A 15,689-nucleotide genomic window follows, 5' to 3' on the forward strand; every position below is an offset into this window, starting at 1 on the left:
CCGATTGTTTCTTATTTTTTCTTCTGACATATCAATAAAGTATGCCCAACACCTAAGTTGTCGTGGCGTTCATCTACCTGAAAACCTGCCAGATTCAGATAGTGATAAAACCTCTCTACGCTGTAGAAACGGCTGTTGCCATTCGCCATACAGGTAAAATAAAGCGAAGACGCATTCAGGCTAAATGAGGCCGCTTCAAATTTTTGGGCATCCCAAAACAGTTCCATAATGAACAGCTTCGCGCCCGGTTTCATCACCCGGGCAACGTTGCGCAGCATAGCGATAATTTGTTCCGGAGAAAAACAGTCCAGAAATTGACTCATCCACCAGATATCAGCGCCGGCAGGTAAAGGCGAGTCGCTAAGCATATCCACAGCATGGAAATTTATGCGATGAGATAATCCTGCATTTTCTATATTTTCGCGGGCAAGTGCAATTTGTTGCGGCAAATCTAATAGGGTGACAGTAATATTGTCATCATGTTGACAACAACGTAATGCCCATTTCCCGGTATTTCCGCCGACATCGTACAGGGTTGCAGGGGCGCTGGCGAATACATATGGCAATGCGGCATCAAATGCTCCATCTGAATAGTAATGATCGAAAGCAAACCAACTTTCACGCGCAGCCAGCGGTAATTGTGATAGTGCAGGATAGATTGTTGACCAGTCGCCAAAAGTTTTTAACCCTGCGGGTTTTCCTTCTTTCAGTGCATTTTCCAGATAGAACAGCCCCTGATAACAAACATCCTGGGTGAAGTCCATATTCACACGCGTCATCGTGTCATGTAAAAGAAAATGACCGACTTTAGCGAGGTAATAATATCCCTCTTTGTGGGTAATGATGCGCCCACTTAACCCCATATCCAACAGGATGCTGGCGGCATATTCGTTGATGGTGCTGTTTGCGGTAATCTCGTCGAGCGTGGCGCCGCGTTTACCTTGCTTGTCCAGCCAGGTGAGTACTCCAGCATTTCGCAGACACAACGCGGTTTGAAATAGCATAGGGGCAAAGGCGATACGTTGTGCTTCAGTAATGGCATCCAGTGCGCTAAGCGAATCCTGTTCGTACATGTGGGGACAACCTGTTAAATGGCAGATAGTAAGAGTATCGGGCCTTTTCGGCCCGACTTTAGGCGTAATTACAGATTGGCGCCGGCTGACAGATTAAGCTGGATGTCTTTATCCAGATTGCGTACCCAGCGGTTGTAGTTTTTGTGAATCTTTCCACCAGAAGCCTGCAGGTTGAGGCTGCTGTCATATTTGATGTCATAGCTGGTGGCGGTATAAGTGATACGGACTTCAGCCACATGATCGCGGGTTTGTTGGCGAGCTTTAATAATACCTGGTCCGGCTTCGGACATGACCCATTGGCGTTGAATACCGGCTTTTAGGATCGCGGTTTTAACCTGGTCCTGAGTATGTCCCGCGCTCACACTGGTGTGAACTTGATCAATCGGCGCAGTACGTGCACAACCCGCCAGTGCACCGACAACGGCAATGGCTGCAAACCACTTAATATACTGTTTCATTAAAACTCCCTCTCAAAGTACCGTTTATACATGTTAACTTATAAGCTCCGGAATCATGATGCACCCTTTATCACCTGCAATTTTATTTAAACTAAATTAGCGTTTTATTTCACTCTGTTGATAGCGAGGCAATGAGATGACCGGATGATAATATTCTATGACTTTCTTCAACAGAAATTTTTCAGCGTCATCATCGGCGAGAAGTATAGATTTTTAGAGAAAACGTATCAAATAAAATAACCTTTAAATCTAAGTGGATAGTTTAAGTTAAATGCTTTGGAGGTGTTCGTTATTTTTATGTGTTTTAGCAAAGAATAATGCATATGGATTATATGTTTCCTTTATAAAAGAATGAATTCCTTTTCACTCTTTATTTAAGATAAGCCACTGTATATAGCTGTGTTGACGTCATTTTAACGTCAATATGGAAATATAATAACTACCTCGGTTGGTAGTTTTCAGGGTAGCCGACTTTTGGGTCTGCCGGGTCCCAGCAAAATTGCCAGTTTGCTACCGCCTGTGGTGGTTTCCATCCAGATTTTACACACGCTGGTTAACGGCACGGAGAGCAGCATACCTACCGGACCAAGCAGCCATCCCCACACCAACAGAGAGAGAAACACGATTAGCGTCGATAATCCCAGCCGGTGCCCCATCATGCGGGGCTCGAGGATGTTGCCAATTACCATATGCACCACCAGAAACAGCGCCCCAACCAGCACACATTCGTAAACGCCGTTGAACAGCAGCGCCTGGATCATGGGTGGAACGGCGGAAATGACCGAGCCAATGTTGGGCACGTAGTTTAGCAGGAATGCCAGCACACCCCACATCAGAGCAAACTGAATCCCCATTAGCGCCAGTCCCAGCCAGACGATGGCACCGGTCCATAAGCTGAGCAACGTTTTCAGCGCCAGATAGTGAGAAACACCTTTCAGCGCCCGATGGAGCCCCGCAATATGGATTTGGGGGTTGTTCAGCGCAAAGCGCAGCTTATAGGGGACATGACGCACCTCAAACAACATAAAGACCACCGTCATCACCAGCAGAATGACGCTGGCCATGGCACCGGAAAGACTTGTCATCAGCGTGGTTGTGAAGGTCATCAGCTTGTCGGAGTCCATACGTTGCAGCATGCGCTCCGGGGACATATGCAGATTCAGAAAAGGCACCATTTCTTGCAGATACAGAACCTTGCGCGTCAGCTCCTTGTTGTATTTTGGCAGCATGGCCATGAATTCAGTAATGGATGACGCCAGAACGCCGATTAACGCCGTAAGAACGATCAGCATTACCACCACGACTAACGTTATCGCGACTGGCCGACGTACACCCCGGCGAATAAACCAGGTGACCAGCGGATTCAATACAATGGCAAAAAAAAGGGCCAGCAGAAGCTGTACGATGATATCTGCCGCGGCATGAATACCCGCGAGGATCACCACCAGAGCGGCCAGTTTGAGCAGAATGTGCAAACCCGTTTTATCGGGCTGGGCGGTTGTCATGTCGTCTTCCTGTTTGCGTTTTTGCATTAAGTGTAGCGGCTGGCTTGCGACTGATATTCCTAAACTGACTACTGATTTCTGCCCGGCAACATGGTAGAAATGAAACACTGTTGTGAAAACGTGGTGATCCTCCATGCCCGAACCCGTCGCTGAACCGACGCTTAGCGGTTTACGCCTTAATCTGCGTATTGTCTCTGTGGTGATGTTTAACTTCGCCAGCTACCTGACCATTGGTCTGCCGCTCGCTGTATTGCCAGGCTATGTCCATGATGTGATGGGATTTAGTGCTTTTTGGGCAGGGCTGGTCATCAGCCTGCAATATTTCGCTACGCTGCTGAGCCGTCCACATGCCGGTCGCTATGCCGACCTGCTGGGGCCAAAGAAGATTGTGGTATTCGGACTGTGTGGCTGTTTTTTAAGTGGTCTGGGCTACTTCCTGGCGGGCTTCACGAATGGCTGGCCGCTGGCCAGCCTGCTGCTGTTATGCCTGGGGCGCGTGATTCTAGGGATCGGGCAAAGCTTTGCCGGGACTGGCTCTACGCTGTGGGGGGTTGGGGTCGTTGGTTCAATGCACATCGGACGGGTGATTTCGTGGAACGGCATCGTGACCTATGGCGCGATGGCGATAGGCGCTCCGCTGGGTGTACTGTTTTATGCCTGGGGTGGCTTACAGGGACTGGCGCTGACCGTGATGGGCGTGGCGCTGTTGGCAATACTGCTGGCGCTCCCTCGTCCGGCGGTGAAGGCCAGCAAAGGCAAACCATTGCCGTTTCGCGCGGTGCTTGGGCGTGTCTGGTTGTACGGCATGGCGCTGGCCCTGGCCTCAGCCGGATTTGGCGTGATCGCCACTTTCATTACCCTGTTTTATGATGCCAAAGGCTGGGACGGCGCCGCTTTCGCGCTGACGCTTTTTAGCTGCACGTTTGTGGGGACCCGCCTGTTATTCCCAAATGGTATCAACCGTTTAGGTGGACTAAATGTGGCGATGATCTGCTTTACCGTCGAGATTGTTGGGCTGCTGCTGGTGGGGATGGCTTCCATGCCGTGGATGGCGAAAAGCGGCGTCCTGCTGGCCGGTGCAGGGTTTTCGCTGGTGTTCCCGGCGCTGGGCGTGGTGGCGGTAAAAGCCGTCCCGCAGCAAAATCAGGGCGCTGCGCTGGCGACGTATACGGTGTTTATGGATTTATCACTGGGAATTACGGGGCCGCTGGCTGGGCTGGTCATGACTTGGGCGGGCGTGCCGGTTATCTATCTGGCGGCGGCAGGGCTGGTGGCGGTGGCGTTATTGCTGACCTGGCGATTAAAAAAACGGCCTCAGGTGGTGTCACCGGAGGCCGAGTCATCGTCTTAACTGTTACTGGATAACCAGCGTGTTAATGATGTTTTCTGCGGTAGTCTGCGCTTTTTGCTGATCGTCAGCAGGCAGCGTGATTTGCAGAGTCAGCAGTTGGTTATCGACTTTACCCAACACCACGGAAGAGTAAGCGGTCTGGCCTTTGGCCGAGATGATGCTGTCTAACTGCTGCAGAGTGTGGCCTTTCAGCTCAATAGATTTATTGGTGACGACCTGCAACTGCGGGTCGCGGCTACGCTGCTGATCTTCCAGGCGTTTTGCCAGCACAGCCAGGTCTTCGTTGGTATTGTCGCCAACAATCACAATCACCGCTTTCTGGCCGGTTGCGTCAGAATAAACGTGCATATTGTTCGCCTGGGTGCCCAGTTTGCCGCTCTGATCGGTCATATCCGCTGGCAGGGAAAAACTGAGTTTACCGTCCAACAGGCTGACCGGTTGTCCGGTGGCGCTACTTTCTGCGGCAGCACCCTCTGCTGGCGCTTTTGTATCGCTATTATCACAGGCCGCAAGCCCCATAACCAGCAGGCCAATACCGACATATTTAACCAGATTGCGCATTGACTTCTTCCTTTCGATAAACGGCCATAACGGCTCATTCGTCCATCTTATCACAACTCGGAAAATGAACCTTTAACTCGTCTGCAATGCAGAGATTTCGGATTTATCTGCCAGCCTTTTCAGTAACATATTCAGCAGCACGCCGTACATCGGCAGGAAGAAAATAATGCTGATCAGCACTTTGAAGCAGTAGTCGACCAGCGCGATTTCCATCCAGTGCTCGGCCATAAAGGCATCCGGGCTGCGCCAGAAAGCGATAAAGAAGAAGGCTAACGTATCGCTGATGTTGCCAAACAGCGTGGAAGCCGTTGGCGCCAGCCACCAGCGACGGTTCTGACGCAGGCGGTTAAAGACATGCACATCCAGAATTTGACCCAGCGCGTAAGCCATAAAGCTGGCGGCGGCGATACGGGCGACAAACAGATTAAAGTGCAGCAGTGCGCCGAATCCCTGCCACGATCCCATATAGAACAGTGATGAAACGACATAGGAGATCAGCAGCGCGGGGATCATTACCGCAAAGATGATACGTCGTGCCAACGGTGCGCCAAAAATACGCACGGTCAGATCGGTCGCGAGGAAAATAAACGGAAAGCTGAAAGCGCCCCATGTGGTATGGAAACCAAAAATGGAGATCGGTAGCTGCACCAGATAGTTGCTGGAGGTGATCACCAGCAGATGAAATAGCGATAGCCAAAACAACGCTTTTACGCGTTGAGATTGTGTAAACGGAGTCATATTGTGACCTTTTTGTTGGATGGGGTGAGGGAACCCAATAAAAAACCGTCGCATGATACTGCTTTAATAGCACATTGCAATGGTTGTTTTTCACGCAATCGTTAACCTGATTGGCTTACGCCACAACAGAGCGTAAAATAACGCCGTTTTTGAATGAACGAGACTACGATGAGCGATCTGTTTACCTCTCCCGACCATACTCTTGATGCCCAGGGGCTGCGCTGCCCGGAACCCGTAATGATGGTGCGTAAAACCGTGCGCGGCATGCAAGCGGGTGAAACGCTGCTGATTGTCGCCGACGATCCGGCGACAACCCGTGACATTCCCGGCTTCTGTACCTTTATGGAGCATGAGCTGGTAGCAAAAGAGACCGACTCTCTGCCGTACCGCTATCTGGTGCGCAAAGGCCAGTAATCTTAGCCGGATGGCGCTAATGCAACTGCCGTCCGGCACAGACGCATTATCCTTTACGTAGTAACCGCAGCGCGTTAGCGGTCACCAGTACCGTCGCGCCCGTATCTGCCAGCACAGCCAGCCACAGTCCGGTTATCCCGAGCAGCGTGGTGACGAGGAAAATCCCCTTCAGGCCTAGCGCAATCGCAATGTTCTGGCGAATATTGGCGTGGGTGGCGCGGGCCAGCTGAATCATTTGCACCAGACCACGCAGGCGGTTGTGGGTCAGGGCGGCATCGGCGGTTTCCAGCGCGACATCGGTCCCGCTTCCCATCGCAATGCCAATGGTGGCTGCTTTCATTGCCGGAGCGTCGTTGATGCCGTCGCCGACCATCGCCAGCGGCGACTGTTGGTTAAGATGGGTAACGGCCTGTACTTTATCTTCCGGTAATAGACCCGCTTTGAATTCGAGACCCAATTCACTGGCAATAGCTGCCGCCGCTCGCGGGTTATCGCCCGTCAGAATCACCCCTTTCACGCCAATCTGATTAAGCTCGCTGATGGCGCTACGGGCGTCGTCGCGCAGCGTGTCCTGTAGAGCCAGCACGCCGAGAACGGCATCGTTACGCAGCACCAGCACCACCGTTTGACCCGCGCTTTCCAGCTCGCTTATCTGCCCGGCAAAAGCATCGGCAGGCTGCTTACCGGCGGCGCAAATCAGCACGCGTTCGCCGTTGACCAGTGCTTCAATGCCAGAGCCAACCAGCGCCCGCTGATCTTTTGCGACAGGGATAGTCAGTTCGCGCGTTTGGGCTTCCCGAACAATCGCCTGCGCCAGCGGGTGCGTCGCGCCTTGCTCTACTGCTGCCGCCAGCGCCAGCAGTTCTGCCTCGCCAATACCGCTTGCCGGGTGAATCGCCGTGACGCGCGGTTTACCGACGGTCAGGGTGCCGGTTTTATCAAACGCGACCTGCGTTATCCTACCCAACTGCTCCAGCGCGGCCCCGCCTTTGATTAACGCGCCACGACGTGCCGCGGCGGCAAGGCCAGAGGTAATGGCTGCGGGTGTGGAAATCACCAGCGCACATGGGCAGCCAATCAGCAGCAGCGTCAGCCCTTTATAAATCCACTCCTGCCAGGATGCGGCAAACAGCAGCGGTGGTACAAGGGTGACCAACAACGCAACCGCCATAATGGCTGGGGTGTAAATCCGGCTGAAACGGTCAATAAAGCGCTCAATGGGGGCGCGGCGTTCTTCCGCTTCTTCAATCAATTTCAGAATACGGTCAATGGCGCTGGCACCCGGTTCGGAGAGTACTTCCAGCGTTACCAGACGGTCCACGCTGGTGGCACCCGCCGGGACTTTCTCACCGGTGGCGCGCTCAACCGGTATCGATTCGCCGGTCAGGGCGCTTTCATCAAAGCTGGCAAACCCGGAGACCAGCTTGCCATCGGCAGGTAAACGCCCACCCGCGGCAACCTCGATAACATCGCCTGGCTGGAGAGTATTGATAGCAACCTCTTCGCGCTCGCCGTTACGCAGGCGCGTGGCGGTTTCCGGCTTGAGCGCCATCAGTGCGCTGACCCCTTTACGGGCGCGGCTGGCGGCCCATCCTTCCAGGCGTTCGCCAATTAAAAACAGCAGCAGCACCATGGCGGCTTCGGCCGTCGCGCCGATAAACAGTGCGCCAATGGCGGCCACGCTCATCAACGTTTCAATGGCAAAGTAGCTGCCGGTTTTCATCAGACGCAGGGCCTGACGGGCAATCGGATACAAACCTACCAGCGTGGTGGCGACAAATGCTATCTGGCCAAAGGGGTGATTGAACTGCTCCAGCCCCCAGCTAATCGCCATCATGATAATCAGCGAAATCAGCGGCAGGTTCTCTTTAAACCGCGACTCGGGGGCGGCGTCTGGCGCTTGCTCATCGCGCAGGGTATAGCCTGCCTTTTGCACTGCGCTTTCAACTTGCAGGCGGATATCGGAACCCGCGTCGACTACCAGTTTTTCGGTGGCGAACAGAACCTGGACCTGGTTGACGCCGTTGACCTGGCGGACCGCATTCTCCACTTTTCGGGCGCAGGCTGCACAGTCCATGCCTGCCACTTTCCAGGAGTAGCGGGTACCCATTACGGTACCGGATACGGGTGGTGGGGTGGAGCAACTTCCTTCGCAGCAGCAGTCGTCAGCCTTTTGTGGCGCAGGCGCTAGCTTGAAAGAAGAAAATTGTGGGGCTTTTTTGCCACTGGAATCGGGTGTCGACATGGCATCCTCCGGTTGATAATCATTTCATATTAACCGGAGGATACACTCTGGAGTCGACTCCAGAGTCAAGCGTTTTAAAGATACAACGAACGAACAATCAGGAAATGTCCGGCGAAGTAGCAGGCGGCAGCAATTGCGTTATCGGCGCGGAAGCGGCGACGGTAATGGCTACCCAGCCAGACAATGTTGCCGATGAACAGGAGTGATGCGCCCATAAAGGCCGACAGCGCCGGAGCGGTCGGGCGGAAGAACCACAGCTCACCAGCCATCCAGACCATCATCAGCGTGATACCAATAAAGGTACAGATAGCGATGCGTAGCTCTTCCAGTCGCGTCCAGATCACGGCAATCAGCAACGCCCCCAGCACCACCAGCACCAACGGCAAAGGCCAGAAGAACGACAGCGTCATTTGGCTGGCGAAGTAAATGGTATACAGCAGATGCGACAGGAAGAATGCCCCCACGGCATACAAAAGGCGTTGGCGCGGTAACAGCGTCAGCGCATCGCCCAGCAGCGAGGCAAGCAGGCCAGCCAGCACCAGATAGCTGACAGCATTAAACATTGGCGCCTGCCAGGCCAGCAGCGCCAGCAGGAGTAAGGTTAGGGGTTTAAAGACCCAGCGTTGCCAGGCGGGCCCACGATAAGAAGCATCCACGAACAACCATGCGGAAAGGCAGACAGCGATAAACGACCAAAGCATCTTAGTTCCTTGAATTCGTTATTTTTTCGTAAGCGGGGTGCTCACGGCTCTACTGTTCAGTGTAGAGGTCGACACTGCCAGATGACAACACCATAACAGGCAATGTATGCTTATTTCCGCATTTTCTGATGGGTTAATAATATGAGCAAACCACCACTTTTTTTCATTGTTATCATTGTCTTAATCGTTGTTGCTGCGTCGTTTCGCTTCGTTCAGCAGCGGCGTGAAAAAGCCGATAATGATACGGCGCCGTTAGTGCAAAAGCAGGTGGTGGTGAGTAACAAACGGGAAAAACCGCTTAACGATCGGCGATCCCGCCAGCAGGAAGTGAGCCCGGCGGGGACCAGCATGCGCTATGAAGTCAGTTTTAAGCCACAAAGTGGCGGCTTCGAGCAGACGTTTCGTCTGGATGCCCAGCAGTACCATGCGTTAACGGTCGGGGATAAGGGAACGCTGAGTTACAAAGGTTCGCGTTTTGTTGATTTTACAGTGAACGCTAAGGTTTCATCTGACTGATGCCGGATGGCGGCTTACGCTTTGTCCGGCCTGGAGATTTTGTCGCCCCGGCCTGCTAAGCGCCGCCGGGCGAAAAGATCACAGTTACTTTTTCAACTGATCTTTAATCTTCTTCTGCCAAACCAGTAACTCAAAGACGCCGAACAGAAAAATACGGATTTTCTCTCCGCGGGTCATCTGCGGGCCATCTTTAGGCATGGTGCTTTTTAACAGCGCCAGTTGCATGCCGTGCATCAGCACCATAAAAATCAGTGCGACGTTAACGAAGATGTTAAGCGGGCGTGGAAAGGGTTGGAAAATATTGAGTAGTAAAAATGCCCAGACGCACAACATCAGCAGGCGTCCCAGGTTAATCAGCATCGTGTTCTCCTCGTGCTTCACGTTGGTAAAGGCGATAGGCGACCTGTCCGGCGACTTTTTCACGGTACAGCGACCAGTTCACCGGAACCGGCGGCAAACCGTTTTCTACTTCGCTTTCAACGTAAATATACGCTTCATTTGCCAGCCAGCCATGAGTTTCCAGAAGAGTTAATGTTTCTTCCAGTAATCCTTTGCGAAACGGCGGGTCAACAAACACCACGTTATGCGGCGTACCCGTCTGGGCCAAAAATGTCAGGGTATTGGTGTTGACGACCCGGGCATGGGGGGCTTTCAGCGTGGCGAGATTGTTTTGTAGCTGCTGTGATACCGCGCGATCCATTTCCAGAAGCGTCGCATTTGCCGCATAGCGAGAGAGGGCTTCCAGCCCCAGCGCGCCGCTGCCGGCGAAGCAGTCCAGGCAGTGAGCATCGACCATTACCGGGGCCAGCCAGTTAAATAAGGTTTCGCGTACGCGGTCGGTGGTTGGGCGCAGACCGGGACTATCCGGAACCGGGAGTTTACGGCCACGCCATTGGCCGCCAATAATGCGGATCTGGCCGCTACCAGAGTGATTCGGTTTTTTCATTTCAATTATTGCTCAATCCGCTGCTGACGTGTCATTCCAGGCGGTGATGTGAGTTAAGTTAACCCGTCGCCTTTCAAGTTACCTCTTCGTTGGCTGCACTTACTCACCCGAATCACTTACTAAAAGTAAGCTCATCGGGATTCGTGCGCTTGCCACCTTGACGTAACTCGAAATTCATTGGGTATAAGTGATAGACTATTTCATCATTTTTTTAGCTGCTATGTACATAGCGTTGACGCTGTGCCATGAAGCAACAGCGGGGGAGTGTAGTCGCAAATGGCGAAAGAGAAAAAACGTGGCTTTTTTTCCTGGCTGGGCTTTGGTCAAAAAGAGCAGGCACCGGAAAACGAGACAGAATTAAAAAACGAAGAACAACAACCGGTTGCTGAAGAAACTACCGTCGTTGACGAACAGCCGCACGCCGAGGAAACCCGTAGCGAGGCGGAAACAGAAGCTTTTGCAGCTGAAGTTGTTGAAGTGACTGAACAGGTTGCGGAAATCGAAAAACTGCAGCCGGAAGCAGAACCTGTTGCCGAACAATCGCAGCCGGAGATTGAGCGGGTTGCTGAACCTGCAGCAGAACCCGTTGTGGAAACGCCAGCAGCGACGGTTATCGAACGCGAAGAATTGCCGCTGCCGGAAGAGGTGAAAACCGAAGAGGTTTCTGCCGAAGAGTGGCAGGCCGAAGCGGAAACCGTGGAAATCGTTGAGGCGGTTGAAGAAGAAGCCGAAAACGAACCGCACCTGACTGATGAAGAGCTGGAAGCGCAGGCGCTGGCTGCTGAGGCAGCTGAAGAAGCCGTGATGGTGGTGCCGGTAGAAGAACCTGCCGTAGAAGCACCGACAGAAGAAGAGGGAGTCCAGGAGCAGGAAAAACCAACGAAAGAAGGTTTCTTTGCGCGTCTGAAACGCAGCCTCCTGAAAACAAAAGAAAACCTTGGTTCCGGATTTATCAGTCTGTTCCGTGGTAAAAAGATCGACGATGATCTGTTTGAAGAGCTGGAAGAGCAACTGCTGATCGCCGACGTGGGCGTAGAAACGACCCGCAAGATTATTGCGAATCTGACGGAAGGTGCCAGCCGTAAGCAGCTCAAAGACGCGGAAGCGCTGTACGGCCTGCTGAAAGAAGAGATGGGCGAGATTCTGGCGAAGGTGGAAGAACCGCTGAATGTTGATGGCAAGACGCCGTTTGTTATCTTAATGGTTGGCGTCAACGGCGTGGGTAAAACCACCACTATCGGAAAGCTGGCGCGTCAGTTTGAGCAGCAGGGTAAATCGGTGATGCTGGCGGCGGGCGATACCTTCCGTGCGGCGGCGGTAGAGCAGCTGCAGGTCTGGGGTCAGCGTAACAACATCCCGGTGATTGCTCAGCATACCGGCGCGGATTCCGCGTCCGTCATCTTTGATGCCATCCAGGCGGCGAAGGCGCGTAATGTAGATGTGCTGATCGCTGATACCGCAGGGCGTTTGCAGAACAAATCGCACCTGATGGAAGAATTGAAAAAAATCGTTCGCGTCATGAAGAAGCTCGACGAAGATGCGCCGCATGAAGTTATGCTGACTATCGACGCCAGCACCGGGCAGAATGCGATAAGCCAGGCCAAACTGTTCCATGAAGCCGTGGGCTTAACCGGTATCACCCTGACTAAGCTGGACGGTACAGCGAAGGGCGGGGTCATCTTCTCGGTTGCCGATCAGTTTGGCATCCCTATCCGCTATATCGGTGTGGGCGAACGTATCGAGGATTTACGTCCGTTTAAGGCGGACGATTTTATAGAGGCACTTTTTGCCCGAGAGGATTAACAATGATTCGCTTTGAACATGTCAGCAAGGCCTATCTCGGTGGGAGACAAGCGCTGCAGGGAGTTACCTTCCATATGCAGCCTGGCGAGATGGCATTTCTGACCGGCCACTCTGGCGCGGGGAAAAGTACCCTGCTGAAGCTGATTTGTGGAATTGAACGGCCCAGCGCCGGGAAAATCTACTTCAGCGGGCATGACATCAGCCGTTTGAAAAACCGTGAAGTGCCGTTTCTGCGTCGTCAGATTGGCATGATTTTTCAGGATCACCACCTGTTGATGGACAGAACCGTGTTTGACAACGTGGCAATCCCGCTGATCATCGCGGGCGCCAGCGGGGACGATATTCGTCGTCGCGTGTCAGCGGCGCTGGATAAGGTCGGACTGTTGGACAAAGCGAAAAACTTCCCTATTCAGCTCTCCGGCGGTGAACAACAGCGCGTGGGCATCGCCCGTGCGGTGGTGAACAAACCAGCGGTATTGCTGGCGGATGAACCAACAGGGAACCTGGATGACGCGTTGTCGGAAGGGATCCTTCGCCTGTTTGAAGAGTTTAACCGCGTCGGGGTCACGGTATTGATGGCCACGCACGATATTGGCCTGATCTCCCGTCGCTCCTATCGCCAAATGGTTCTGAGCGATGGACATCTGCATGGAGGCCTGGCGCATGAATAGACGTGACGCTATTAATCAAATCAAACAGTTCGGCGGCCGACTGGATCGCTTCCGTAAATCGGGCGGCGCGCCGGGAGATGGCGGTCGTAACGCGCCAAAGCGGGCGAAAGCCGCGCCAAAGCCGAACTCGCGTAAAACCAATGTTTTTAACGAGCAGGTACGCTACGCGTTCCAGGGCGCGTTACAGGACCTGAAAAGCAAGCCGCTGGCGACGTTCCTGACGGTGATGGTTATTGCCATCTCCCTGACGCTGCCAAGCGTATGCTACATGGTTTATAAGAACGTCGACCATGCGGCAAGCCAGTATTATCCTTCTCCGCAGATCACCGTTTACCTGCAAAAAACGTTGGATGATGATGCAGCGGCGCGGGTGGTTGGTCAGTTGCAGGCCGAGCAGGGCGTGGAGAAAGTGAATTACCTTTCCCGCGATGACGCGCTGGGCGAATTCCGTAACTGGTCCGGCTTTGGCGGCGCGCTGGATATGCTGGAAGAGAACCCGCTACCGGCCGTGGCGGTAGTTATCCCGAAACTGGACTTCCAGGGCACGGAGTCGCTGAACACGCTGCGCGACCGTATCGCACAAATCAACGGTATTGATGAAGTGCGCATGGATGACAGCTGGTTTGCCCGTCTGGCGGCGCTGACGGGCCTTGTCGGACGCGTCTCCGCGATGATTGGCGTGCTGATGGTAGCGGCGGTCTTCCTCGTCATCGGTAACAGTGTGCGGCTGAGTATTTTTGCGCGTCGCGATACCATTAACGTGCAGAAACTGATTGGCGCGACGGATGGGTTTATCCTGCGTCCGTTCCTCTACGGCGGTGCGCTGCTCGGTTTTTCCGGCGCATTTCTTTCACTAATTTTGTCAGAAATTTTGGTGATGCGCCTGTCGTCAGCGGTTACTGAGGTGGCGCAGGTTTTTGGAACTAAGTTTGATATCAACGGCTTATCATTCGACGAATGCCTGTTATTACTGCTGGTGTGCTCGATGATTGGCTGGGTGGCAGCCTGGCTTGCCACGGTTCAACATTTACGCCACTTTACCCCCGATTAAAAAATCTCTGGTATAATCTTTCCCTGCACTGAGTAGTTCGCTCTGCAGGGAAAGAGTCCCTGTTATCTCTTCCCGGCGTATTCATTGTGATGTCACATTTTGTGCGTAATCTATACACATTACGACATGGAACTTGTGGATAAAATCACTGTCTGATAAAAGATTGAATGATATTCTCGTTGCTCATAAGCTCTGGCATGGTTGTTGCTATTGGTTTTAGCCAACGCGTCAGATGAAAAGATTGAGAGGATTTGAATGACCAAAGAAATGCAAAATTTAGCTTTAGCCCCTGTTGGTAACCTGGAATCTTACATCCGGGCTGCGAACGCGTGGCCGATGTTGTCGGCTGACGAGGAGCGGGCACTGGCTGAAAAGCTGCATTACCAGGGCGATCTGGAAGCAGCTAAAACGCTGATCCTGTCTCACCTGCGCTTTGTTGTTCATGTTGCTCGTAATTATGCGGGCTATGGCCTGCCGCAGGCGGATCTGATTCAGGAAGGTAATATCGGCCTGATGAAAGCCGTGCGCCGTTTCAACCCGGAAGTGGGTGTGCGCCTGGTTTCTTTCGCCGTGCACTGGATCAAAGCTGAGATCCACGAATACGTTCTGCGTAACTGGCGTATCGTAAAAGTCGCGACCACCAAAGCGCAGCGTAAGCTGTTCTTTAACCTGCGTAAAACCAAGCAGCGTCTGGGCTGGTTCAATCAGGACGAAGTTGAAATGGTTGCTCGTGAGCTGGGTGTTTCCAGCAAAGACGTGCGCGAAATGGAATCCCGTATGGCGGCGCAGGACATGACGTTTGACATGTCTTCAGACGACGAGTCTGACAGCCAGCCGATGGCGCCGGTTCTGTACCTGCAGGATAAATCATCTAACTTTGCCGACGGCATTGAAGAAGATAACTGGGAAGATCAGGCCGCGAATAAACTGACCCACGCAATGGAGGGTCTGGACGAGCGTAGCCAGGACATCATTCGCGCCCGTTGGCTGGACGAAGACAACAAGTCGACGTTGCAAGAACTGGCCGATCGCTACGGCGTCTCTGCTGAACGTGTTCGTCAGCTTGAAAAGAACGCCATGAAAAAACTGCGTGCGGCGATCGAAGCATAATCACGCCGTTTAACGCATTGCCCCTATAACCCCTGGATGCCCATTCGGGGGTTTTTTATGTCTTGAAACTTCAAACTGCTATCATGCTTTCCTCTGCCTGGTTTGCTTTTGCCTCTCTGGTGTTGTGGGGGGCCGAGTGATTGATGCCCCTGCGTCTGACAAGGTGACATGTTTGCCCGGTTTCTGGGCAAACATGTCACCTTAATGCAGCCGAATACTGTCGGTATAACTTATTGTGGCAGGAGATTATAGGCTGCCAGCATCTCTTTGATATCCTGAGTGATGATTTCATTCGGCATATGTATTGGTCTTCTGGTAATGCCTGCGGTGATCCCCATTAAGTTAAGAGCCTCTTTCATTACTGCAGGTGCGGTCATTTTCTTAATGTTCATACGCAGCGCATCGATCTTATTACGCTCTTCCTGTGCTTGATCCAACTGCCCCGCGATAAAGTAGTTATACAAATCTACTTCAATCTTCGGTAAAACATTTGATGTGGCTGCGACGCTGGCAACTGAACCTTCTTTAAATGCATCAAGCATCAGC

General features: G+C 52.9%; 17 protein-coding genes. 7 read left to right on the plus strand and 10 right to left on the minus strand.

What is annotated here, in order from left to right:
• Positions 1–11: 11 nt before the first annotated feature.
• The 3 genes from HV302_RS01330 to HV302_RS01340 all read right to left on the minus strand — a co-directional run bounded on the left by HV302_RS01330 (position 12) and on the right by HV302_RS01340 (position 3,036).
• Positions 12–1,073: a class I SAM-dependent methyltransferase gene (locus tag HV302_RS01330; RefSeq protein ID WP_103928718.1), complete on the minus strand. Its 1,062-nt coding sequence runs from the start codon at positions 1,071–1,073 to the stop codon at positions 12–14.
• 68 nt (positions 1,074–1,141) lie between these two features.
• On the minus strand, positions 1,142–1,519 hold the full coding sequence (locus HV302_RS01335) for a hypothetical protein (RefSeq protein ID WP_029139728.1): 378 nt from the start codon (positions 1,517–1,519) through the stop codon (positions 1,142–1,144).
• A gap of 470 nt (positions 1,520–1,989) precedes the next feature.
• Positions 1,990–3,036, minus strand: coding sequence for an AI-2E family transporter (locus tag HV302_RS01340; protein WP_181627428.1), 1,047 nt, complete (start codon positions 3,034–3,036; stop codon positions 1,990–1,992).
• A 133-nt stretch (positions 3,037–3,169) separates the two neighbouring features.
• On the opposite strand from HV302_RS01340, the gene HV302_RS01345 reads away from it, so the two are divergent.
• Positions 3,170–4,387, plus strand: a complete 1,218-nt coding sequence (locus tag HV302_RS01345) for an MFS transporter (RefSeq protein WP_181626828.1) — start codon at positions 3,170–3,172, stop codon at positions 4,385–4,387.
• A 3-nt stretch (positions 4,388–4,390) separates the two neighbouring features.
• Here the strand turns inward: HV302_RS01345 and HV302_RS01350 are convergent, their stop codons facing one another.
• On the minus strand, positions 4,391–4,948 hold the full coding sequence (locus tag HV302_RS01350) for a DcrB family lipoprotein (RefSeq protein ID WP_016154847.1): 558 nt from the start codon (positions 4,946–4,948) through the stop codon (positions 4,391–4,393).
• Between the two features lie 72 nt (positions 4,949–5,020).
• Positions 5,021–5,686 carry a 7-cyano-7-deazaguanine/7-aminomethyl-7-deazaguanine transporter gene (locus tag HV302_RS01355; RefSeq protein WP_019078120.1) on the minus strand — a complete coding sequence of 222 codons (666 nt, stop codon included), beginning with the start codon at positions 5,684–5,686 and terminating at the stop codon, positions 5,021–5,023.
• A 168-nt stretch (positions 5,687–5,854) separates the two neighbouring features.
• Here HV302_RS01355 and tusA point away from each other — a divergent pair, with 168 nt between their 5' ends.
• Positions 5,855–6,100 carry a sulfurtransferase TusA gene (tusA, locus tag HV302_RS01360; protein WP_003827551.1) on the plus strand — a complete coding sequence of 82 codons (246 nt, stop codon included), beginning with the start codon at positions 5,855–5,857 and terminating at the stop codon, positions 6,098–6,100.
• Between the two features lie 46 nt (positions 6,101–6,146).
• Here the strand turns inward: tusA and zntA are convergent, their stop codons facing one another.
• Positions 6,147–8,345: a Zn(II)/Cd(II)/Pb(II) translocating P-type ATPase ZntA gene (gene zntA / locus HV302_RS01365; protein ID WP_181626829.1), complete on the minus strand. Its 2,199-nt coding sequence runs from the start codon at positions 8,343–8,345 to the stop codon at positions 6,147–6,149.
• A 74-nt stretch (positions 8,346–8,419) separates the two neighbouring features.
• Complete coding sequence (locus HV302_RS01370) at positions 8,420–9,046, minus strand: lysoplasmalogenase (protein WP_016154844.1); 627 nt, start codon at positions 9,044–9,046, stop codon at positions 8,420–8,422.
• A 141-nt stretch (positions 9,047–9,187) separates the two neighbouring features.
• Here HV302_RS01370 and HV302_RS01375 point away from each other — a divergent pair, with 141 nt between their 5' ends.
• A complete protein-coding gene (locus tag HV302_RS01375) occupies positions 9,188–9,562 on the plus strand; it encodes a DUF2500 domain-containing protein (protein ID WP_016154843.1) in 375 nt (124 codons plus the stop codon).
• Between the two features lie 84 nt (positions 9,563–9,646).
• On the opposite strand, the gene HV302_RS01380 is transcribed toward HV302_RS01375, so the two are convergent.
• On the minus strand, positions 9,647–9,922 hold the full coding sequence (locus tag HV302_RS01380) for a DUF1145 family protein (RefSeq protein WP_016154842.1): 276 nt from the start codon (positions 9,920–9,922) through the stop codon (positions 9,647–9,649).
• Positions 9,912–10,508, minus strand: coding sequence for a 16S rRNA (guanine(966)-N(2))-methyltransferase (gene rsmD, locus HV302_RS01385; RefSeq protein ID WP_016157666.1), 597 nt, complete (start codon positions 10,506–10,508; stop codon positions 9,912–9,914). Before rsmD ends, HV302_RS01380 begins: the two co-directional genes overlap by 11 nt.
• A 276-nt stretch (positions 10,509–10,784) precedes the next feature.
• Here rsmD and ftsY point away from each other — a divergent pair, with 276 nt between their 5' ends.
• The 4 genes from ftsY to rpoH all read left to right on the plus strand — a co-directional run bounded on the left by ftsY (position 10,785) and on the right by rpoH (position 15,143).
• Positions 10,785–12,311: a signal recognition particle-docking protein FtsY gene (ftsY, locus tag HV302_RS01390; protein WP_181626830.1), complete on the plus strand. Its 1,527-nt coding sequence runs from the start codon at positions 10,785–10,787 to the stop codon at positions 12,309–12,311.
• A 2-nt stretch (positions 12,312–12,313) separates the two neighbouring features.
• Complete coding sequence (gene ftsE / locus HV302_RS01395) at positions 12,314–12,982, plus strand: cell division ATP-binding protein FtsE (protein ID WP_003023420.1); 669 nt, start codon at positions 12,314–12,316, stop codon at positions 12,980–12,982.
• The gene (gene ftsX, locus HV302_RS01400) at positions 12,975–14,033 is read left to right on the plus strand and encodes a permease-like cell division protein FtsX (RefSeq protein WP_016154839.1); all 1,059 of its coding nucleotides are present in this window, start codon (positions 12,975–12,977) and stop codon (positions 14,031–14,033) included. The genes ftsE and ftsX overlap by 8 nt, the downstream gene beginning before the upstream one ends.
• A 255-nt stretch (positions 14,034–14,288) precedes the next feature.
• Positions 14,289–15,143, plus strand: a complete 855-nt coding sequence (gene rpoH / locus HV302_RS01405; RefSeq protein ID WP_003023425.1) for an RNA polymerase sigma factor RpoH — start codon at positions 14,289–14,291, stop codon at positions 15,141–15,143.
• 230 nt (positions 15,144–15,373) lie between these two features.
• Here rpoH and HV302_RS01410 read toward each other — a convergent pair whose 3' ends face one another.
• On the minus strand, positions 15,374–15,685 hold the full coding sequence (locus HV302_RS01410) for a dihydrodipicolinate synthase family protein (protein ID WP_326928745.1): 312 nt from the start codon (positions 15,683–15,685) through the stop codon (positions 15,374–15,376).
• Between the last annotated feature and the right edge of the window lie 4 nt (positions 15,686–15,689).

The organism is Citrobacter sp. RHBSTW-00859, assembly GCF_013729795.1.
Classification (GTDB): domain Bacteria; phylum Pseudomonadota; class Gammaproteobacteria; order Enterobacterales; family Enterobacteriaceae; genus Citrobacter; species Citrobacter braakii.